General features: G+C 63.6%; 15 protein-coding genes and 2 tRNA genes. 15 read left to right on the forward strand and 2 right to left on the reverse strand.

Going from position 1 to position 20,142, the window contains the following annotated elements; all coding sequences use genetic code 11:
• Window positions 1–76 precede the first annotated feature (76 nt).
• Window positions 77–153 (reverse strand) — tRNA-Met (locus GHK24_RS07195).
• Window positions 154–654: 501 nt separating this feature from the next.
• On the opposite strand from GHK24_RS07195, the gene GHK24_RS07200 reads away from it, so the two are divergent.
• Window positions 655–1,560 carry an IclR family transcriptional regulator gene (locus tag GHK24_RS07200; RefSeq protein WP_153471320.1) on the forward strand — a complete coding sequence of 302 codons (906 nt, stop codon included), beginning with the start codon at window positions 655–657 and terminating at the stop codon, window positions 1,558–1,560.
• A 227-nt stretch (window positions 1,561–1,787) separates the two neighbouring features.
• On the opposite strand, the gene GHK24_RS07205 is transcribed toward GHK24_RS07200, so the two are convergent.
• Window positions 1,788–1,861: transfer RNA gene (locus tag GHK24_RS07205), tRNA-Thr, on the reverse strand.
• 128 nt (window positions 1,862–1,989) lie between these two features.
• On the opposite strand from GHK24_RS07205, the gene GHK24_RS07210 reads away from it, so the two are divergent.
• The 14 genes from GHK24_RS07210 (at window position 1,990) to GHK24_RS07280 (ending at window position 20,140) form a co-directional block, all read left to right on the forward strand.
• Window positions 1,990–3,780 carry a GGDEF domain-containing protein gene (locus GHK24_RS07210; protein WP_153471324.1) on the forward strand — a complete coding sequence of 597 codons (1,791 nt, stop codon included), beginning with the start codon at window positions 1,990–1,992 and terminating at the stop codon, window positions 3,778–3,780.
• Window positions 3,777–4,544 (forward strand): glucose-1-phosphate cytidylyltransferase, encoded by a 768-nt coding sequence (rfbF, locus tag GHK24_RS07215; protein WP_153471327.1) that lies wholly within the window; start codon window positions 3,777–3,779, stop codon window positions 4,542–4,544. The genes GHK24_RS07210 and rfbF overlap by 4 nt, the downstream gene beginning before the upstream one ends.
• A complete protein-coding gene (gene rfbG / locus GHK24_RS07220; protein WP_153471330.1) occupies window positions 4,538–5,605 on the forward strand; it encodes a CDP-glucose 4,6-dehydratase in 1,068 nt (355 codons plus the stop codon). The genes rfbF and rfbG overlap by 7 nt, the downstream gene beginning before the upstream one ends.
• 7 nt (window positions 5,606–5,612) lie before the next feature.
• Window positions 5,613–6,920: a lipopolysaccharide biosynthesis protein RfbH gene (rfbH, locus tag GHK24_RS07225; protein ID WP_153471333.1), complete on the forward strand. Its 1,308-nt coding sequence runs from the start codon at window positions 5,613–5,615 to the stop codon at window positions 6,918–6,920.
• A gap of 9 nt (window positions 6,921–6,929) precedes the next feature.
• The gene (locus tag GHK24_RS07230; RefSeq protein ID WP_153471337.1) at window positions 6,930–8,417 is read left to right on the forward strand and encodes an N-acetylneuraminate synthase family protein; all 1,488 of its coding nucleotides are present in this window, start codon (window positions 6,930–6,932) and stop codon (window positions 8,415–8,417) included.
• A gap of 2 nt (window positions 8,418–8,419) precedes the next feature.
• Entirely contained in the window at window positions 8,420–10,246 is a 1,827-nt protein-coding gene (locus tag GHK24_RS07235; RefSeq protein WP_153471340.1) for a thiamine pyrophosphate-binding protein, read from the forward strand.
• The gene (locus tag GHK24_RS07240) at window positions 10,224–11,393 is read left to right on the forward strand and encodes a class I SAM-dependent methyltransferase (RefSeq protein WP_153471343.1); all 1,170 of its coding nucleotides are present in this window, start codon (window positions 10,224–10,226) and stop codon (window positions 11,391–11,393) included. The genes GHK24_RS07235 and GHK24_RS07240 overlap by 23 nt, the downstream gene beginning before the upstream one ends.
• Complete coding sequence (locus GHK24_RS07245) at window positions 11,390–11,971, forward strand: NUDIX hydrolase (protein ID WP_153471346.1); 582 nt, start codon at window positions 11,390–11,392, stop codon at window positions 11,969–11,971. Before GHK24_RS07240 ends, GHK24_RS07245 begins: the two co-directional genes overlap by 4 nt.
• Complete coding sequence (locus GHK24_RS13625; RefSeq protein ID WP_228384600.1) at window positions 11,968–13,941, forward strand: radical SAM/SPASM domain-containing protein; 1,974 nt, start codon at window positions 11,968–11,970, stop codon at window positions 13,939–13,941. The genes GHK24_RS07245 and GHK24_RS13625 overlap by 4 nt, the downstream gene beginning before the upstream one ends.
• Window positions 13,941–15,029, forward strand: a complete 1,089-nt coding sequence (locus GHK24_RS07260; protein ID WP_153471350.1) for an NAD-dependent epimerase/dehydratase family protein — start codon at window positions 13,941–13,943, stop codon at window positions 15,027–15,029. The genes GHK24_RS13625 and GHK24_RS07260 overlap by 1 nt, the downstream gene beginning before the upstream one ends.
• Window positions 15,030–15,199: 170 nt before the next feature.
• Window positions 15,200–16,732: a glycosyltransferase family 2 protein gene (locus tag GHK24_RS07265; RefSeq protein WP_153471353.1), complete on the forward strand. Its 1,533-nt coding sequence runs from the start codon at window positions 15,200–15,202 to the stop codon at window positions 16,730–16,732.
• Between the two features lie 53 nt (window positions 16,733–16,785).
• The gene (locus tag GHK24_RS07270; RefSeq protein WP_194286394.1) at window positions 16,786–17,445 is read left to right on the forward strand and encodes an SGNH/GDSL hydrolase family protein; all 660 of its coding nucleotides are present in this window, start codon (window positions 16,786–16,788) and stop codon (window positions 17,443–17,445) included.
• Window positions 17,438–18,772 carry a radical SAM family protein gene (locus tag GHK24_RS07275; RefSeq protein ID WP_153471359.1) on the forward strand — a complete coding sequence of 445 codons (1,335 nt, stop codon included), beginning with the start codon at window positions 17,438–17,440 and terminating at the stop codon, window positions 18,770–18,772. Before GHK24_RS07270 ends, GHK24_RS07275 begins: the two co-directional genes overlap by 8 nt.
• Window positions 18,773–18,808: 36 nt before the next feature.
• Complete coding sequence (locus tag GHK24_RS07280) at window positions 18,809–20,140, forward strand: radical SAM protein (RefSeq protein WP_153471362.1); 1,332 nt, start codon at window positions 18,809–18,811, stop codon at window positions 20,138–20,140.
• Window positions 20,141–20,142 lie beyond the last annotated feature (2 nt).

A 20,142-nucleotide genomic window follows, 5' to 3' on the forward strand; every position in this document is an offset into this window, starting at 1 on the left:
TCTTTTTGCTCCCGAACTCGCGTCCGGTCACCTCGACAAGCACCCACACCTATCAATTGTCTCGTTTTTAAAGAACTGGTTGCGGGGACAGGATTTGAACCTGTGACCTTCGGGTTATGAGCCCGACGAGCTGCCAGACTGCTCCACCCCGCGTCCGTCAGAGAAGTGAGACTTTAGCAAACTTCTCTCTACCCTGTCAACACTGCGCTGCTTTTTGTTGCTGCTGCGTACTCCTCAGCGGCGGTGCAGTGCGACGAGGGGGCGAACTATAGCCAAAGCGAGGCGGGCACGCAAGCACTTTGCGTGAATTATTTGACGTAACGCACGCAACCGGCTGTTCTTGTTGTTTTTTTCGCGAATACTTTTGGGGCTGCGGGCGCATTACCTCGCTTTCAGCACGTTAAACATCAGTGCTGACTGTTTCGTTGCCGGAGAACTTAGGCGAATAGCACCTCTCGTCTGCGCGTCAGTCCGAATACTCGCGGGCCCGCTGGACAGACGACTGCTTTCCATCTTGAGCCAACAGCGGAAGCCGACGAGGTCTCGCTCGCCCCCCCTCCGCCGAACGATCCAAGGCGCCACACAACGGCCCCACGTCCTCGCTACAATTCCCTCCTTGCGCGCCCATACATATGCATAAAGGACGAGAACCCCATGGAGTCGGAGAGCGAGAAGCCGCGGCACGGAATTCAGTCGATCGAAGTCGGGGGGCGCCTGCTGCGTGTGCTCGCCGCGAACAGTCGGCCGATGATGTTGCGCGATCTGGCGCGTAACGCTGCCATGCCGGCGGCGAAGGCGCATCGTTATCTGGTGTCGTTTGTCCGCATGGGGCTCGTTGAGCAGGATGCCAACACCGGACGATACGACCTCGGTGCGTTCGCCATGGAACTCGGTCTGGCGAGTCTTGCACGGATCGACGCCGTGAAACTCGCCGCCCCCGTGCTCGAAGACCTTTACGAACAGATCGGCGAGACCGTAGCACTGGCGATGTGGGCGAATCGCGGGCCGACCTGCGTTCGCTGGATCGAGGCTGACGGGCCGATTACCATCACCCTGCGCACCGGCGTCGTACTTCCGCTGACCACCTCGGCGACCGGGCGCGCCTTTGCGGCCTTCTATCGTTCGCCGTCGATGAAGAAGCAACTCGACAAGGAACTCCGTGCCGCAGCCGAGAGCGAAGGCTGTTCGCCCGCCGAGAAACAGCAGGCAATGGAATGCTTACTGGGCGAAATCCGCCAGCACGGCATTGCCCGCGCCGACGGCAGTCTGACGCCGGGCATCAACGGCTTTAGCGCGCCGGTCTTCGATCACAGCGGCAAGATGGTCGCGGCCATTACGTCCCTCGGCCCGGTCGGCAATTTTGATAACCGCTGGGAAAGCTCTCTCGCCGCACGCATCAAGGCCGCCGCCGCGCTGTTGTCTTCGCGACTGGGGTTCGACACTGCGGCAGGAAAAGCGGACGACATCCCCGCCGAGGATCCGCGCGTACGCCGCGTACGGCGGTCGCCCGCCCAACCGCGAAAGCGCGCGGAAAAATCGCCGCAGGAACAGACGTCTTAACGTGCCGGGCCTTCAGGCACCACCCACTGCTTGGCAGCCCCTTACACCACAAATTGCAGGCGGCACGTTGCTAGGCGGCAGGACGAGATGGAGAGATGCCAGCGGAGCAAAAGCAGGATTACCTGCCATACGCCGCATTGAATCGCCGAGCGAATATCCCGCACAAGCGCGCCGCTGCGTATTTTTAGATTTTTTACACAGGGACTACATTCATTCATGCGCGCGGCTGGTGCCCCCGGTCGGAATCGAACCAACACCTGATGCTTACAAGGCAACTGCACGACCTTCATGCTACGGGGGCCGACGGCGGCGCGCATTATAACGTATCGTCTGGCGTCGAAACGCCCAAAGACGCCTGCCACACAGCGCTTTCGCAGGCGTCGTTCGAGGCCGTAGAATCTACCGGAATACCGCTGTTAACGACTCCTCATGGCCAAACCGACGAACCCTTCCGAAATCGCTCGCGAAACGCTGCGCATGTTGGCCACCCGACGCATGCAGCCGTCGCCCGAAAACTACCGGACGATCTATCAGGAAATTGCCGGGGTCAGCGACGACGACAGCCCCCCCTTCCCGGCTCGTGATCTGGAAGCACTCCTAGCCTCGCTACCGCGCGACTCCTCCGAGCAGCAGCGCCTCGGACGGCAACTCGAGCAAGCCATCCGCAACCAGAGCTGGGATGACGCCCGTACGGCCCTGGTCGACTTCATTCAATCGGTCAGCACGCGCGCCGACCTTGGCTGGAGCGAGCTGATCGGCGACCTGCTGCGCCTCTGGGAGATGCGCCATAGCGGCCTCACCCCGGCGCGCAAACGCGAGGCACTGGAACACGTCATCACCAGCGCCGGCGCCAACAATGAGACGCTCTTCTCCCGCTTGCAGGGACTTACACGTTCCTGGTCGGCGACGCCGGGCGCCGGCGGCGAAGTGAACCTGGTCGACGAAATCGACGAGGAGCCCGCTCCAAGCGGTAGCGCCGCAAGCAGCGGCACCGCCACGCTGCCGCTGAGCCGGGCCAGCGAACTCCTGCCGGAATTGCGCGAACTCTTCGCGTTCACACTCGACAGCGTCGTCGCCGCGCAACTGGCCGACGAACCGGAGATGGCCGCCGAAGCGCGCACGCTCGCGGCGGAAATACGCAGCGTCACCAAACTGAAGTCCTTCAAAGCCCTGCAGGACGGGCTGCGTCGTCTCGCCTTCCGCCTCGAGCTTTCCACAGAGGACAACACCGAACTGCGCGGTGGACTGCTGCACCTCTTGCAGCTCCTCATCGACAACGTCAGCGAGCTGGTCATCGACGACCGCTGGCTCAGCGGCCAGATCGACGCCGTGCGGGAGATCGTCGGGCGCCCCCTGAACATCCGCGCCATCGACGACGCCGAGCGACGCCTGAAAGAGGTGATCTACAAGCAGAGCCAACTCAAGCAAAGCCTGAATGAAGCGAAAGAAGCCCTGCGCAGCATGCTGGCTGGCTTCGTCGATCATCTGGTCGACTTCACCGATTCCACTTCGGATTACCACGACAAGATCGAGGCCTGCGCCAAAAAAATCAGCGCCGCCGACGACATCACCAAACTCGAAGACGTGCTCGCCGAAGTCATGCGCGAAACGCGCGCCATCCAGCTCAACGCACAACGCTCGCGCGACGAACTGCGCGCCGCCCAGTTGCGCGTCGAAGCCGCCGAACAGCGGGTCAACGAACTCCAGATCGAACTCGACCGCGCCAGCACGCTGGTCCGCCACGACCAATTGACCGGCACACTCAATCGCCGCGGACTCGAAGACGCCTTTGCCAAGGAAGCCGCGCGCGCGCTGCGCCGGCAGACCGGGCTGTGCGTCGGACTCCTCGATATCGACAACTTCAAGAAGCTCAACGACTCGCTCGGCCACGACGCCGGCGACGCGGCGCTGATCCACCTGGCCACCGTAATCCGCGAAACTTTGCGCCCGCAGGAAACTGTCGCCCGCCTGGGTGGAGAAGAGTTCCTCATCCTTTTACCCGACACGCAGTTGCACGATGGAGAGCGCGCCTTGCAGCGCCTGCAGCGCGAGTTGACGCGGCGCATCTTCCTGCATGGCAATCAAAAACTCTTGATCACCTTCAGCGCCGGCGTCACGCTGCTCACCGAAGGCGACGACCAAGCCAGCGTCATCAAACGGGCCGACGAAGCAATGTACCAAGCCAAAATGGCCGGAAAAAACAGGGTGGTTCGCGCATGAAAGCCGTCATTCTTGCCGGCGGGCTGGGTTCCCGCATCAGCGAAGAGTCGCATCTCAAACCCAAGCCGATGATCGAAATCGGCGGCAAGCCGATCATCTGGCACATCCTCAAGATCTACTCCTCGCACGGCATCAACGACTTCGTCATCTGCCTTGGCTACAAGGGCTACGTCGTCAAGGAGTACTTCGCCAACTACTTTCTGCACACCTCGGACGTCACCTTCGACATGGTGAACAACCAGATGGAAGTGCATGAACGGCACGCCGAGCCCTGGCGCATCACCCTGATCGACACGGGCGAGTTCACCATGACCGGCGGCCGCCTGAAAGCCATCGAGCGCTTCATCGACAAGGACGAGCCCTTCTGCTTCACCTACGGCGACGGCGTGGCCAACGTCGATATCAGCAGCGAAATCCGCTTCCACCGCGAACACGGTCTTGCCGCCACCGTCTGCGCGGTTGCGCCGCCGGGACGTTTCGGCGCGCTCGACATCAATGATGGCCGCGTCAGCCGCTTTCAGGAAAAACCCCAGGGCGAAGGCGGCCTCATCAACGGCGGCTTTTTCGTCCTCAACCCCAGCGTTTTCGACCTGATCAAGAGCGACGGCCCCTGGGAAGACGAACCACTACTGGAACTGACGCGCCGCCAGCAACTCGCCGCGTGGAAACACGAAGGTTTCTGGCAACCCATGGACACCCTGCGCGACAAGACGCTGCTCGAAGAGCTCTGGCAAAGCGGTCGAGCCCCCTGGAAAACATGGTGAATCCCGAGTTCTGGCGCGGCAAACGCGTCTTCCTGACCGGGCATACGGGATTCAAGGGCGGCTGGCTGTCGATCTGGCTGCATCGGCTGGGGGCCGAGGTCACGGGCTTCGCGCTACCGCCGCCAACGGCGCCTTCCTTGTTTGCCAGTGCGGGCGTCGAGGGCCTGCTGCATTCGACGCTGGGCGACATCCGCGACGCCGAGGCGCTGACAGCAGCGCTGACTGCGGCTGATCCCGACATCGTTTTCCATCTCGCCGCCCAACCGCTCGTTGGCGACTCCTATCGTGACCCGGTCGGCACCTACGCCACCAACGTCACCGGCACGCTCAATCTCCTGCAAGCAGCGCGTCAAGCGCCGCGTCTGGGCGCGGTTGTCGTCGTCACGACCGACAAATGCTACGAAAACCGCGAGACGAAGACTCCTTACCGCGAGGGTGACGCGCTCGGCGGCCACGACCCTTACAGCAGCAGCAAAGCCTGCGCGGAAATCCTCACGCACGCCTGGCGCCGTTCTTTCTTCCACACCGAAGGCGCAGCACGGATCGCCAGCGCCCGCGCGGGTAACGTCATCGGCGGCGGCGACTGGGCGGAGCACCGACTGGTGCCGGATCTGCTGCGCGCCTACGCGGCCGGCGAAACCGCCCGCCTTCGCCACCCCGGCTCGATCCGTCCCTGGCAGCACGTGCTCGAACCGCTATCCGGCTACCTCACGCTCGCCGAACGCCTGTACGACAACCGTATCGACGAGCGCGCCTGGAACTTCGGCCCGCCCCTCGCCGACTGCATCAGCGTTGGCGACATCGCCGATCTGCTGGCGAGTTACTGGCCGACGCCCGCCGCCTGGCAGGCCGTGCCAAGCGAACTGCCGCACGAAGCCGGCGTGCTGATGCTCGATGCAAGTCTGGCGCAAAAAAAACTACAGTGGCGCCCCCGCTGGCCGTTATCGGAAGCACTCCGACGAACCGCTGAGTGGCACTTGGCCTGGATGGAAGGTCAGGATATGTACGCCATCAGCACCGGGCAGATCGACGCCTACGCGCAACGGCCCGACTCTTTGTAAAGATCGCATGGACCTCATCCGCCAATCCATCCTCGACCAGGTCAAGATGTACGCTGCCCGGCGTACGCCCCCCACCACCTTCATTCCCGGCCAGACGCCGATTCCGCCTTCCGGCAAAGTGCTCGACGCGAGCGACTTCGCCCACCTTGTCGACGCCTCGCTCGACGGCTGGCTGACGACGGGCCGTTTCAACGACGAATTCGAGAAACAGCTTGCCCGCCGGCTCGGCGTTGCGCATGTCCTGAGCTGCAACTCCGGCTCCAGCGCCAACCTGCTGGCGCTCACCGCGCTGACCTCGCCGCTGCTGCGCGAACGCGCGCTACAAGCCGGCGACGAAGTCATCACCGCCGCCGCCGGTTTCCCGACGACGGTCAACCCGATCGTGCAGAACGGCCTCGTGCCGGTCTTCGTCGATTCGCAGATCCCCGGCTACAACCCGACCCCGGAAGCCATCGCCGCCGCCATTTCGCCGCGCACGCGCGCCATCATGCTCGCGCACACGCTCGGCAATCCGCTGGAAATCGCCGCCATCCGCGCACTCGCCGATCGCCATCAACTCTGGCTGATCGAAGACTGCTGCGACGCGCTCGGCTCGACCTACGACGGGCGCCACGTCGGCACCTGGGGCGACATCGGCACGCTCTCGTTCTACCCGGCGCACCACATCACCATGGGCGAGGGCGGCGCCGTATTCACCAGCAACTCCCGCCTGCGGCGCGCCATCGAGTCCTTCCGCGACTGGGGCCGTGACTGCTGGTGCGATCCGGGCTGCGACAACACCTGCGGCAAGCGCTTCGACTGGCAACTGGGCGAACTGCCCGCCGGCTACGATCACAAGTACGTTTACTCGCACGCCGGCTTCAACCTGAAAATCACCGACATGCAGGCCGCCATCGGCCTGTCGCAGTTGCAAAAGCTCGACGGCTTCATCGCCGCCCGCCGGCGCAACTTCGACTATCTGCACGCGCGTCTGACGCCGCTGGCATCGCAGCTGATCCTGCCGGAGCCGACGCCCAACAGCGCGCCGTCCTGGTTCGGTTTTCCCATCACCCTGCGCCCCGAGACGCCGTTTGAACGCGTCGATCTGCTGCGTTTTCTCGATGCGCGCAAGATCGGCACCCGTCTGCTGTTCGCCGGCAACATCACCCGGCAGCCGTATTTCGCTGGACGCGCGCAGCGCATCAGCGGCCGCCTCGACACCGCCGACACGATCATGCAACGCACCTTCTGGGTCGGCGTCTGGCCGGGGCTGCACGACGCCCAGCTCGACTACATCGCCCAATCCCTCGCCGAATTCTGCGGCGTCCGTCTCTGAGAAGCCGACATGACCCAACCTCTGTTCATTTTCGAGATGGCCAACAACCACATGGGCGATACCGCCCATGGTGTCGCCATCATCCGCGCCATGCGCGATGCCTGTGCGGGCTTCCCCTTCGAATTCGCCTTCAAGCTCCAGTACCGCGATCTCGACACCTTCATCCATCCGAGCTTCAAGGGCCGGAATGACGTCAAGTACGTCAAGCGCTTCGAGGAAACGCGGCTGGCGCGTGAGCAGTTTCAGACCCTGCTCGACGCCATGCGCGAATGCGGCTTCAAGACCGTGTGCACGCCCTTCGATGAAGCCTCCGTCGATCTCATCGATGCGCAGGGAATCGAGATCATCAAGATCGCCAGTTGCTCGCTCACCGACTGGCCGCTGCTCGAACGGATTGCCCGCAGTAACAAGCCGGTCATTGCCTCGACGGCAGGCGCCACGCCCGAGGAAATCGACACGGTCGTCAGCTTCTTCCTGCACCGCGGGCGGCCGCTGACGCTGATGCATTGCGTCGCCGAATATCCGACGCCGCTGGAAAACCTGCACATCGCCCGCGTCGAGGCCCTGCGTCGCCGCTATCCGGAGGTCCGCATCGGCTTCTCCACCCACGAGTCGCCCGGCCACCACGAGCCGGTGATGCTGGCGCTGGCCAAGGGCGCGACGGTCTTCGAGCGGCACGTCGGATTGCCTTCACCCACCGTCACCCTCAACGCCTATTCGGCCAACCCGCAGCAGGTACGCAGCTGGCTGGAAGCCGCCTGGCGCGCGCTGCGCCTGTGCGGCAGCGAAGCGTGGCCGGAAGCCACTGCCGACGAAGCCGCCAGTCTCGCCAGCCTGCGCCGCGGTGTCTTTCTGACCCGCGACGTCGCTGTCGGCGAAGTGGTCGACGAGAGCGCCGTCTGCTTCGCCTTCCCGCCCGTCGCCGGCCAGATCACCGCCAACCAGTGGTCGAAATACAGCCGCCACGTCGCCCGGCAGCCGCTCTTGGCAGGCACGCCCCTCCTGGCGGAGACGGTCGACATTCATCACGAGCGCGAACGTGTCCTCGCCGCCGTGACCGCCGTGCGTCAGCTCTTGCAGGAAGGCAACATCGTCGTTCCTGGCAAATCCGATCTGGAAATTTCGCACCACTACGGCATGGAGCAGTTCGCGCAATTCGGCCTGGTGATGATCACCGTCATCAACCGCGAATATTGCAAGAAGCTGATCGCCATGCTGCCCGGACAAACGCATCCGGAGCAATTCCACCGCAAGAAGGAAGAAACCTTCGTCATCCTGCACGGCCGCATGACGCTATGGCTCGACGGCGAAGAACGCCAGGCGCAGCGCGGCGACGTCATCACCGTGCAGCGCGGCGTCAAGCACAAGTTCTTCTCCGACACAGGCGTCGTCTTCGAGGAAATTTCCTCGACTCATTTCGCCGACGACTCGAACTACAGCGACCCGGCCATCACGGCCAATCCCCGTCGCAAAACCCTGCTGACCTACTGGTTGTGACAATGCGCGTTGCCGATTACCTGATGAGCCGGCTCGCCGCCGCCGGCGCCGAGCATGTTTTCCTGCTGCCGGGCGGCGGGGCAATGTATCTGAACGACGCGCTGGCCTGCGAAAAACGCCTGACCCCGGTGCCCTGCCATCATGAGCAGGCCTGCGGCATCGCGGCTGAAGCCTGGGGCCGTGTACGCGGCAGCTTCGGCGTCTGCATGGTAACGACCGGGCCGGGAGCGACCAACGTCATCACGCCGGTCGCCGGCGCCTGGATCGAGTCGGTCCCGCTGCTCGTCATCTCCGGCCAGGTCAAACGCCCCGACAGGTTGGCAGGCCGCCCCTTACGCCAAGGCGGCGTGCAGGAGGTCGACATCGTGCCGCTGGTCGATTCGATCACCAAATACGCCGTAACGGTCGACGACCCGCAGCAGATCCGCTACCACCTCGAGCGCGCCCTTTACGAAATGCGGAATGGCCGCCACGGCCCGGTCTGGCTGGATATTCCGCTCGACGTGCAAGGCGCGCCGATTGATCCGGAGACGCTGCCGGGATTCACGCCGGAGCCTGTCGCCGCCCCTGCGCTGAGCGCAGATTGCGAGCAGTTGCTGGCACGCATCGCCTGCGCCGAACGGCCACTATTGCTGGCCGGGCACGGCGTGCGGCTCGCTGGCGCCGCGCAGTCGTTCGCCGCCCTCGCCGAGCGTCTCGGCATCCCCGTCGCGACCACCTGGAACGCCCTCGACCTCCTGCCTTGGGAACACCCGCTCAATGTCGGCCGACCGGGCGTCGTCGCCTTGCGCGCTGCCAACTTCGCCGTACAGAACTGCGACCTGCTGATCAGCCTCGGCTGCCGTCTCGACAACATCATCACCGCCTACAACCCGCGCGGTTTCGCCCGTGCTGCCGACAAAGTCGTCGTTGACGTCGACGCGCACGAGATCGACAAACTCGACATGGCGATCAGCCAGCGCATCGTCGCCGACGCCAAAGCGCTCATCGACGCGCTCGCCGAGCATCCCGTCCCGGCGCGCACGCATGCGCAGGCGCCGTGGCTCGCCCGCTGCGCCGACTGGAAACGTCGCTACCCGGTCAATGACGGCCTGCCGTTTGCCAGCGACGGGCCGATCAATCACTACCAGTGCGTCGCCGCGCTGTCGGAGGCGATTCCTGCCGACACCGTCGTCAGCACGGGCAGTTCCGGCCTGGCCATCGAGGTCTTCTACACCATCTTTCGCAACAAGCCGGGGCAGCGGGTGTTTCTCACCTCCGGGCTTGGCTCGATGGGTTACGGCCTGCCCGCCGCCATTGGCGCCTGCCTCGCCAACGGCAGTGCGCCGATGGTTGCCATCGAGAGCGACGGCAGCCTGCAACTCAATCTGCAGGAATTCGCCACTCTCGCCGCCAGCCGCCTGCCGATCAGTCTCATCGTCCTCAACAACGGTGGTTACGCCTCGATCCGCAACACCCAGCGCAACTATTTCGCCAGCCGCTTCATCGGCACCGGCCCCGAAGCCGGCCTGCAACTGCCCGATCCCGAAAAAATCGCCGCCACCTACGACCTGCCGTTCGTGCGCCTGAGCGACGCCCGCGATCTGGCGCAGCTATCGCAGATTCTCGCCACGCCCGGCCCTCGTCTCATCGACATCCAGCTGGCGCCGAACGAGACGCTGGCACCCAAGGTCGCCGCGCTGTCGCAGGCCGACGGCTCGATGCTGTCGATGCCGCTGGAGGATATGTCGCCCCTGCTGCCGCTCGAGCAACTGACGGCGGAGATGCTGATCCCGCTTTTGCCCGCCTCGCGGCAGGCACGCCCCGATGCCAGCGCGCCGCAGGGCTGAGCGTTGCCGCGTCTGCCGCGCAGGGCTGCCGGTGCAGGCGCTGCTCTGCTATGAGGACATGCCAGGTGCGGCGCAGAAGTTCCCGTCAGCCGACGAACTGACCAACGATCACGGCACGCCGCTGGCGATCCACCAGTGCCCGCATTGTGGGCTCGTACAGATCGCCGGTGCACCGGTGCCGTATTACCGCGAAGTCATCCGCGCCAGCGCCTTTTCGCCGGAAATGCGCGCTTTCCGGCAGCAGCAGTTCCGGCAGTGGGTCGAGACGCACGCGCTGAGCGGCAAAGCCGTGCTCGAAATCGGCTGTGGCCGGGGAGAGTACCTGAGCCTGCTCGCCGAAGCGGGCGTCCGCGCCCACGGCATCGAAGCCGCGCCCGCCGCCGTCGACGCCTGCCGCGCAGCCGGCCTGTCGGTCGCCCGCGACTTCATCGAACGGCCGCGCCAACGCCTGCAAGGCGCGCCCTTCGACGCCTTCGTCACGCTCAATTTCATGGAGCATTGGCCAGCCCCGGTCAGCACCCTGCGCGGCATTCACCACAACCTCGCCGAGGGAGCGGTCGGTCTGGTCGAAGTCCCCAATTTCACGATGATCCTCGAACGCAAGCTGTATTCGGAGTTCATCAGCGACCACCTGTCGTACTTCACGCGCGAGACCTTCGCCTTCGCCCTGCACTGCGCCGGCTTCGATGTGCTCAATTGCCGCAGCGTCTGGCATGACTACATCCTTTCCGCCGAGGTTCGCCGCCGCCGCCCGCTCGACCTCGCGCCGCTGGCCGAGCGGCGGCAGGGCATCCGCGACGCCTTGCACGCCTTCATCGACCGCTTCCCGCCGCGCAGCGTCGCCGTCTGGGGCGCCGGGCACCAGGCGCTGGCGACCATCGCGCTGTGCGGCATTGGCGAGAAGCTCAACTACGTCGTCGACTCGGCGCCATTCAAGCAAGGACGGTACACCCCCGCGTCGCATCTGCCGATCGTCGCGCCGGAGGCCCTTACCGAGACGCCGCCCAGCGCGATCATCGTCATGGCAGCAGCGTACACCGATGAAGTGCATCGCCTGATCCGCGCCCGCCACGGCGACCGCTTTCCGGTCGCCCTGTTGCGCGACGACGGTCTTTCCGGCGATCTGGGCGAAACGGCACAACCATGAAAACGCAGACGCCCGCCGAAGCAGCCCGTATCGACGCTCTCTGCAACGAGCTGCTGAGCCTCACCGGCAGCACCCGCGAAGGCTTGCCGGAAGCCGTATTTCTGCTGGCCAGCCAGCTGACGCCGCTGGTCAACGTCGACCTGCTGATCAGGAACGCCGCGGGGCAAACGCTGCTAACCTGGCGCGACGACGCCTTTTGCGGCCCGGGCTGGCATGTCCCCGGCGGCATCGTCCGCTTCAAGGAGACCTTCGCGCAACGCATCGAGGCGGTCGCCGCCTCCGAACTCGGCTGCCGCGTCCGCTTTGCGCCGACGCCACGCGCCCTCAACGAAATTCAGGTGCCGCATCGTGAGGTGCGTGGCCACTTCATTTCGCTGCTCTTCGACTGCCAGCTGCTGACGCCTCCCTCACCGGCACTCAAGTCCGGCGATGGAATGCCGACAAAAGGACAATGGCAGTGGCACGACCGCAGCCCCGACTCACTGATTCGCGTGCACGCGATGTACCGTCCATACATTGACGCCCCTGCGGCGCGTTGGCAGACGCCCGCCGATCCCTCACCGAAAGTCGATTCATGACCCTTCCCGCCAAAGCCCTGACCGCCGCCGAGCAGAACAAGCGCAACGATCTGCAACGACGCAAGCCCTACATCGCCGCCAAGCTGGCGAAAGTGGTCGAGATGGAAGCGCGCGGCGAGGTCAGCCCGATCATCCGCCTGGAAAAGAGCTACCTGTGCAACTTCCAGTGCACGCACTGCTCGGCGGAGTACTACATGGACCGCCATCTCGACAAAGTGCTGAAGATCGTCGATACGCGGCAAAAAATCGATCTCGACGACATCCGCCGGCTGTCGCGGGAAGCCGACGAACTCGGTCTGGCGCGCTTCGTCATCACCGGCGGCGAACCGCTGGTGATGAAAGACTTCGACGCCGTCGTCGCCGCCATCGATCCCGAAAAGCACTACGTCATCACCGACACCAACGGCTGGTTCCTCGACGCCGAGCGGGCGCGCCACCTCAAGTCGATTGGCGTCGAAAAGGTGCAGTTGTCGCTCGACAGCATCATCGAAGAAAAACACGACGCCTTCCGCAACAAGCCCGGCTCCTACAAGCGTGTCATGCGCGCCGTCGATGCCGCGCTCGAGGCCGGACTCAACCTGCTGCTGTCGACCGTGCTGGTGAAAGGCCAGGCGCAAACCGAAGAATTCCGCGAGCTCTGCCGTTTCGCCAAGCGCAAGGGCGTCGGCCTCTACGTCTCCTACGCCAAGCCGACCGGCTCCTGCTCGACGCACCCGGAGTTCGTCATCGACAAGGCCGACGCCGACACGCTGCGCGAACTGGAAAAAGAGTACCCGGTGTTCTCGCACATGACGCCCTCGTACGGCTCCTTCAAGGGCTGCATCACCGTCAAGGGCATCATCACCGTCACCTCGACCTTTGAAGTGACGCCCTGCCCGTATATCGACATGTCGCTCGGCAACCTGCGCGAAACTTCGCTGAAGGAAGTGCTGGCGCGCGGCATGCGCAACCCGTGGCTCGGGCCGCATCGCCCTGACTGCATCATCGGCGAAGACCCGCAGTTCATCACCCTGCACGCTGAAAAAACCCGGCACGCCAAGCACTTGCCCATCCGCTGGGGCGAAGGCTTCAGCGACGACGCGACGCAATCGCCGACCGGCGCAGCGGAAGCCCACACGGAGGACGTCGCCCCGGCGACCGCTACAACCACGGCAGACGCGGCAGCCACGACGCACGGCACCCCGTCCGCGGCGACGGGCGCGCTCTTTGACGACACGGGCCGTCGCCGCCCGCCCGCCGGCCTGTCGGCGCCCGCCGCCGCGACGACACGCCGCTACTTCGTCTGCACGCAACCTGCCCTCGACTACGCCGCCATCCACGCCCGGCTACATGCCCATCTGGCAGCACATGGCGAAGCAGCGCCGAGCCTCGCCGCATTCGCCGCGCGCGCCGACGCCATCCTCGACCGCCTGCGCGCCGATCCGACGACGGCGCCCCTGCTGCACGGCGTGCACGTCCCCTTCTTCCTGCCGCGCGCGCATCACGACGACATCGGCGCGGCGCTCGACACGCATTACCTGCCCGCCGTCGCCACGGCTTACCGCGAACGCTTCCCCGACTACGCCTTCGTCAATCACCACAAGAGTCCTCTCGCCGGCACGCTGTCGCCGACGCCGGGGGCACGCCACGAGACGCTGCTGGCCGCCATGCAGGCGGGGGATGTCGTCGGCTACTACTTCCCGTGCCTGCCCGATTTCTCGCTGCCCGCCGCCGTCGAACAACTCGGCGAACTACCCGCTCAGTTCCTCCTCGCGGGAGGTTTCGACACGGCGGCAGCACTCATCGGCAGCCCCGATCTGCTGCTGCGCCGCGACGGCTATCCGCCGCTGCTCTGGCTCGCCGGACTAAGCGCCGAGGCGGGCGAGGGCTATCACTTCGAGGCCTACGGCTACAACCTCACCTTCAATCGCCGCGTTCATCTCGGCAAATCCGCCGAATACTGGGCCAGCGGCCTCGTCGTCCTCGGCTGATGCCACGCTCATCCGCAACGTCTGGCCTGGAGGACGCCGCCGCCGTTCGCCGCCGCGATCTCGACGAAGTACTGCAACGCGGAGCCGCCGACTGGGCGTCGCTACGCGGTGCTTCCATCTTCATGAGCGGCGGCACCGGCTGGTTTGGCCGCTGCCTGCTCGAAGCCGTCGCCGCGGCCAACGCGCAGCTCGATGCGCAGATTCGCGTCACCGTACTGACGCGCAATGCCGCCGCCTTCGCGCGACAGGCGCCGACGCTGGCGGCCGCACGCTTCCTGCACATGCACGAGGGCGATGTCCGCGATTTCGCCTTTCCGGCCACGACGTTTTCGCATGTCATCCATGCCGCGACGACGTCGGCGCGCGAAACGTTTCTCGGCGAAACACCGCTGGCAAAGTTCGACACCCTCGTCCGAGGCAGTCGGCGCGTCCTTGATTTCGCGGCGCACTGCGGCGCCCGACACGTGCTCTTCACCAGTTCGGGCGCCGCCTACGGCAGCCCGGACAGCTCTCCGATCGGCGAGGCGCTCACCAGCGCGCCGGACACCACAGCGACGAGCAGCGCCCTCGGCGAGGGCAAACGCGCCGCCGAGTTCCTCTTCGCCGCCTATGCCGAACAGCACGACTGGCAGTGCAGCATCGCCCGCTGCTTCTCGTTTGTCGGCCCGCACATGCCGCTCGATCTGCACTACGCCATCGGCGACTTCATCCGCCAGGCCCTGCAACAAAAGCGCATCGTCGTGCACGGCGACGGACTCGCCGTCCGCTCCTATCTCTACACCGCCGATCTCGTCGTCTGGCTCGTGCGCCTGCTGCAACGCAACGGACCGTGCCGCGTCTTCAACGTCGGTTCCGATCAAGGCATCAGCATCGGCGAACTGGCGCAACTCGTCGGCGAGCAGTTGAACCCCGGTGGCGACGTCGAGATTGCCGGGCGCCAGGACTACAGCGTCGGCAACCCCGTCCGCCGCTGCTACGTGCCGGACATCGCACGCGCCAGCACGGAATGCGGCGTGCGCGTGTGGACTCCGCTGCCCGAAGCCATCCGGCGAACAGCGGCTCTTGCACGGGACACTATCGACCGTTAAAAAAACTTACCGGAAAACCGCGCCAAAAATCAGCCATCTGTCATTAATCAACTGTACGCTTCGCAAACTTTCTCCCGCACTGCGCCCCCTTCAGAACCATTGCCGCCCTTAAGCCTCGAACCTGACTCGGCACCTGCAAGGACGGGCCACCCCACAAGGATCCAGCGACGATGAACCGTGTTGATAACGAGCAACTCCTTGAACCCGCGCAAGCTGCTCCGGATACGCGGATTCTCGTCAGTATTCTGATTTTCAACTACGAAGCGCGCGACCTTGAACACTGCCTTGACGCCATCTTTCGGGAACCGAGGCTCGACAATATGGAGGTGGTGATTTGCGACGATGCCTCGACCGACGGGGCGTGGGAAATTGCCAAGCGCTACGCGCGTCGCTACGACGGCCACATCACCATCAGCCGAAACAACAAAAGTTTCGGCAAACATGAAAACCGCAAAAAAGCCCGGCAGATGTGCAAAGGCATTTATGCCCTCGAACTCTCCGGCAATGCGGAATATCGCCCGGCCTATGTCCGCGAGGCGCTCGCCGCCCTGAATGCGGACCCGCACCTCGAACACGCCTATATATCGCGCATGCGGCCGGTCAATTTTTTTCTGCCGCCGCAAAAGCTCGTGCGCAAAACCAGCGACCGCGAGTTGGCGCGCGAGCCGCTGGTCAGCATCTGCATCTACAACTACAACTACGGACGCTATCTGCGTCAGTGTTTCGACAGCGTGTTCGCACAGAGCTACCCACGCTTCGAAATCTGTTTCTCGGACAACGCCTCCAGCGACGACTCCTGGGAAATCGCCTGCGAATATGCAGAACGCCACCCCGGCGTAATGAGTTTGACGCGCAACCGGATCAATCTCGGGCCAAACATCAACCTGCGCAACTGCGGCTTGAACCTGCAAGGCAAATACCATCTGAAGCTCTGCTCGGACGACGCCATTCACCCCGATTTCCTGCAACGATGCGTGACACTACTCGAAGCCAACCCGAGCGCCGCCTATGCCATGGTGCACCGCAACCTTCTCGATGAAGAAGGCAAACTGAGCAGCGAACCGCCCTTCTACAGTGAAACCTGCCTGATTCCGGGCGCTGAGCAGGCGGCGGTGTACATGATGTCTTCGGTGAACCCCTGCATTTCACAGATTCTCTATAACACCGAAAAAAGCGAAGCGCGGCGAATGAGCGGCAACCTCAACGACCGCTGGCTTGGCGACCGACTCGCCGATTTCCACATGTGTTGCGACTCGGACATCATCTACGTCAAGGAGCCGCTGTTGCATAACCGTATTCATGGTGCAAGCGACGGTGCGCGCATGGCCGGCAATCTGCTGCAATGCATGAGCGAGTATGTGCTCGTGCATCAACTTGCCGACATTGCCTCGAACCACCCGCACATGTCCAAGGCACGCGACCGTCTGCACAACGCCCTCGAAAAGCTGGGGCATCTGTGTCTGCGCTACTGCGTCCGCAGTCTGCTCGCCGACGATGAGAAAACCGCCCGGCGCTACTTCCATCTGGCACTGTCTGCCTTTCCGGACATCACCGAAGACCCGATCTACCAGCGCCTCGCCGGTTACTGGCACGCCACCCCCGAAGAGCAACAGACCATCCTCAAGACGATCGCCAGTGAAGCGAACCTCGTGCAACGGCGCCTTTCCTATGAACCACCGCCGGGGAGCATTCCGCTGGCGTAAGCCGGCGCCCCCCCTCCGCCCCAACGCCCGGCCCGACCATGGATCACAGCCCCATGAAACCTGCGCAGACCATTTTGTTCATCGGCGACAGCATCACCGACAGCGGACGCACGCAAAACGACGGCGCGCCGCTCGGTCGAGGCTACGTCCAGCTCTTTGCCGACCTGCTGACGCTACGCAAGCCGCAGGAGGAATTTCGCATCATCAACAAGGGCATCGACTGCAACACGATTGCGCACCTGCTCAGCCGCTGGTCCGACGATGTCATCGAGAACGCGCCGGACGTGGTCTATATCCTGATCGGCATCAACGACGCCACGCGCCATCTCGACCAATCGCGCTCGTTGCACCGCGCCCCGGATGACTTCGCAGCCGTCTATCGAAGGCTGGTGGAAGAAACCCGGAAGCGTCTGCCGCACGCTTCCATCATCCTCATGGAGCCGTTTTTCATCTCGAAAGGCGACGACATCGAGGGCTCCTACCGCCAGCGACTGATCGTGCTGTTGCAGGACTACATCGCCGCCACCCGCAGCGTCGCCGCCGCCTGCCATACCGGGCTGATCAAACTGTCGGAAATTTTTACGCACCTTGTCGCCCAGCGGAATTCGGCGTTTTTCTCTGAGGATAAAATCCACCCGACCAGCGCCGGCCATCTCGCCATCGCCGAAGCTGCCTACCGCGCACTGCCTCACGGAAGAAATCGCCATGTTTAAGCTCGCCCGGTTTTACGACGATGCCGTCACCGGAACCACCGCCGACATCGCCGGCCTCGTCGACTATCTGAAAACTTTCGACGCGCTCTATATCTGGGGCGCCGGTTATCTGGGCGACGCCGTCGGTGCGAAACTCCTTGAGATTGGCGTTCCCGTCACCGCCTACTGGGATACCCGTCACGAATCACTCGCCTCCCTGCACGAAATCCCCGTCCTTCCGACTTTTACCAGCCGTGCCAGTCCCGAGCGCACGGGCGTCGTCTTCTGCATTTCCAGCAGTTTTGTCATGGAGCACTGCCTGTCGGAGTTAAAGCGACATGGATTCGCGCACCGGATTCAGGGCGATATGCTTTACGCGGGGCTGATCTGCCCACTCGACGATCAATCCACCTTCAAAACCTGCCGCGACGCTAACGCCTGCGACGTCTACACCTGCCGGAAAAACGAGTATTTCCACAAACGCTGGCTCGGCGTTCCGGAGAACGAGCCTGGCCCGTCGCTGTATTTCAAGAACATTACCTTTGTTATCAATCAGATTTGCACGCTCAAGTGCAAATACTGCTACTCCTACACCAACGCCTATCCGGACGAAAGCCGCAAGAATTTCCCGCTCGCGCAGATACTCTCGGATATCGACAAAACCTTTGACGCCATCGATGGCGTCAAGATCGTGCCACTCATCGGCGGCGAGACTTTCCTCCACCCCGATCTCTCACTCATCGTCAAAAAATTCCTCGAAAAGAGCAATTTCGGGATTCTCAATGTCACCACCAACGGCATTGTGAAAATCCACGACAGGCAGCTTGAGGGCTTGGCGGATTCGCGTATCCAGGTGGTTTTTTCCAATTACAAGGCATCGCTGTCGGCGAAGGAAGGCGATCTCTTCGATCGCAACGTCGAGCGCGTGCGCGCCAGTGGCGCACAGGTCATCGTCATGAACGAAACACCGCAATGGACGGTGCCGACCACGCTCTGGGATCGCAATTACCCGCTGGAAACCATGAAGCAGAAACGCCGGGATTGCCTGAATCCGCTCATCTGCAAGTATGTGAAGAACGGCAAGTTTTACCCCTGCACGGTGGCCGACTCGATTTACAACATCGGCGTCGCCGATTACCCGCAAGACTATGTGACGCTCGACGCCGACCGTTCGCGCGAGGCATTGCGGGGCGAGATCAGAACCTTGCTCGCGCGCTCCTATTTCGATTCGTGCCGCCACTGCGATGGCGTCTGCGGAACGACGGGCGTGACGGCGCTGGCGGGCGAGCAAGGCCACTACGAGGTCGTCAAGCTCCCCATGCCAACGCGACTCCGCGCCGCACAATAACCCTTTATTACCGCTTCACTGAACCGCACGCCACCTATGACGACCGTTGAAGTCAGCATTCGCGACAAGATTGGCGCCGCCCGCCGCGGCGAATCGAAGTATCACGACGATATTCTGGCCTACCTGCGCCACTTCAAACGTCTTGTCCTGCGCGGGGGCGGCAATTTTGGCCGCGAATTCGCCGGCTCCCTGCTCGCGCTGAACCTGGATCGCGACGCCCTGGTTTTCTGGGACGTGCGTGCCGAGGCCTTGGGCGAGATTCACGGCATTCCGGTCGCGCAGCCCTTCTCCCAGGACTACGACCGGGATGGCACGCTCATCATCAACTGCATCCCGAATGGCAGCCTCTCCGGCAGCGTGGGCGAAGCGGATTTCAGCGCGCGCGGCTATTCCCACTACCTGTCGGGGATGGCGCTCTTCGAAGCCCTGCTGTGCAGCATGAGCCGCGAAACCGGCTTTGACGCCTCGGTGTGCCTGAATACGACCTTCTGCAACTGGTGCTCGTGCAAGCGATTGATCAGCCTTCTGCAGAACGATTGCGCGCCGGCGGCCAACAGCCCGGCCAGAGCACCGCTGACGCTGGGCGTCGCGAGCTTTGTCCTGAATCAGAAGTGCACCCTGCAATGCACGCACTGCGGTCAGTACATCAACCACTACCGCAGCGAAGAGCGGATCAACTTCCCGCTGGCGCGCGTCACCACCGACATTGACCGCATGTTCTCGGCAGTCGACGCCATCGGGTATGTCTCGCTCATCGGCGGTGAGCCTTTCCTGCATCCGCAGCTGACCGACATCGTCGACCACATCCTGCACAAGCCCAATTTCGGCGTCATTGGCATTACCACCAACGGTATTTGCGAGATGAGCGAGGCGACGCTACAGCGCCTCAAGAACGGCAAAACCCGCATCATCTTCTCGGACTACACGGGCGCCCTCGATGAAAAACAGCGCCGGCTGTTTGCGCTCAATGTGCAAAAGGTCGCCGCCGCCGGCATCCATCACACGGTCGGCCAGCCACTGTGGTCGACGCCCGAGCCCCTGTTGCCGCGCGCACTACCGGACGACGCCGTACGCGCCCTCAAGCAGTCCTGCCATTCCACGGACACCTGCAAGACCATCCAGAACGGCGTCTATTACCCGTGCACGACGACGGCCGGTATTGGCTCGCACCATCTTGCGGACCTCGCCACGGACTGGGTGCGCATCGACGAGACGCATTCGGCAGACGAGCTACGCCAGCGCATTCAGGCGCTGGACGCGGCCCCCTGGTTCGAGAGCTGCCGCCGGTGCGGCAGCGACAGCGTACTCTTGCGACAACCGGGCGAGCAGGGCGTCGGTCAGCGCTACATCCACATCGGCCAGCGCTGAGC

Source organism: Rhodocyclus gracilis (genome assembly GCF_009617575.1).
Taxonomy (GTDB): Bacteria; Pseudomonadota; Gammaproteobacteria; order Burkholderiales; family Rhodocyclaceae; genus Rhodocyclus; species Rhodocyclus gracilis.

Bases quoted from the DNA above. Each gene is read 5' to 3' on its own strand.
- GHK24_RS07200 (WP_153471320.1), top strand. From the start codon at position 655: ATGGAGTCGGAGAGCGAGAAGCCGCGGCACGGAATTCAGTCGATCGAA.
- GHK24_RS07270 (WP_194286394.1), top strand. From the start codon at position 16,786: ATGAAACCTGCGCAGACCATTTTGTTCATCGGCGACAGCATCACCGAC.
- GHK24_RS07260 (WP_153471350.1), top strand. From the start codon at position 13,941: ATGCCACGCTCATCCGCAACGTCTGGCCTGGAGGACGCCGCCGCCGTT.
- GHK24_RS07210 (WP_153471324.1), top strand. From the start codon at position 1,990: ATGGCCAAACCGACGAACCCTTCCGAAATCGCTCGCGAAACGCTGCGC.
- GHK24_RS07240 (WP_153471343.1), top strand. From the start codon at position 10,224: ATGCCAGCGCGCCGCAGGGCTGAGCGTTGCCGCGTCTGCCGCGCAGGG.
- GHK24_RS07265 (WP_153471353.1), top strand. From the start codon at position 15,200: ATGAACCGTGTTGATAACGAGCAACTCCTTGAACCCGCGCAAGCTGCT.
- GHK24_RS07245 (WP_153471346.1), top strand. From the start codon at position 11,390: ATGAAAACGCAGACGCCCGCCGAAGCAGCCCGTATCGACGCTCTCTGC.
- rfbG (WP_153471330.1), top strand. From the start codon at position 4,538: ATGGTGAATCCCGAGTTCTGGCGCGGCAAACGCGTCTTCCTGACCGGG.
- rfbH (WP_153471333.1), top strand. From the start codon at position 5,613: ATGGACCTCATCCGCCAATCCATCCTCGACCAGGTCAAGATGTACGCT.
- GHK24_RS07275 (WP_153471359.1), top strand. From the start codon at position 17,438: ATGTTTAAGCTCGCCCGGTTTTACGACGATGCCGTCACCGGAACCACC.
- GHK24_RS13625 (WP_228384600.1), top strand. From the start codon at position 11,968: ATGACCCTTCCCGCCAAAGCCCTGACCGCCGCCGAGCAGAACAAGCGC.
- GHK24_RS07280 (WP_153471362.1), top strand. From the start codon at position 18,809: ATGACGACCGTTGAAGTCAGCATTCGCGACAAGATTGGCGCCGCCCGC.
- GHK24_RS07230 (WP_153471337.1), top strand. From the start codon at position 6,930: ATGACCCAACCTCTGTTCATTTTCGAGATGGCCAACAACCACATGGGC.
- GHK24_RS07235 (WP_153471340.1), top strand. From the start codon at position 8,420: ATGCGCGTTGCCGATTACCTGATGAGCCGGCTCGCCGCCGCCGGCGCC.
- rfbF (WP_153471327.1), top strand. From the start codon at position 3,777: ATGAAAGCCGTCATTCTTGCCGGCGGGCTGGGTTCCCGCATCAGCGAA.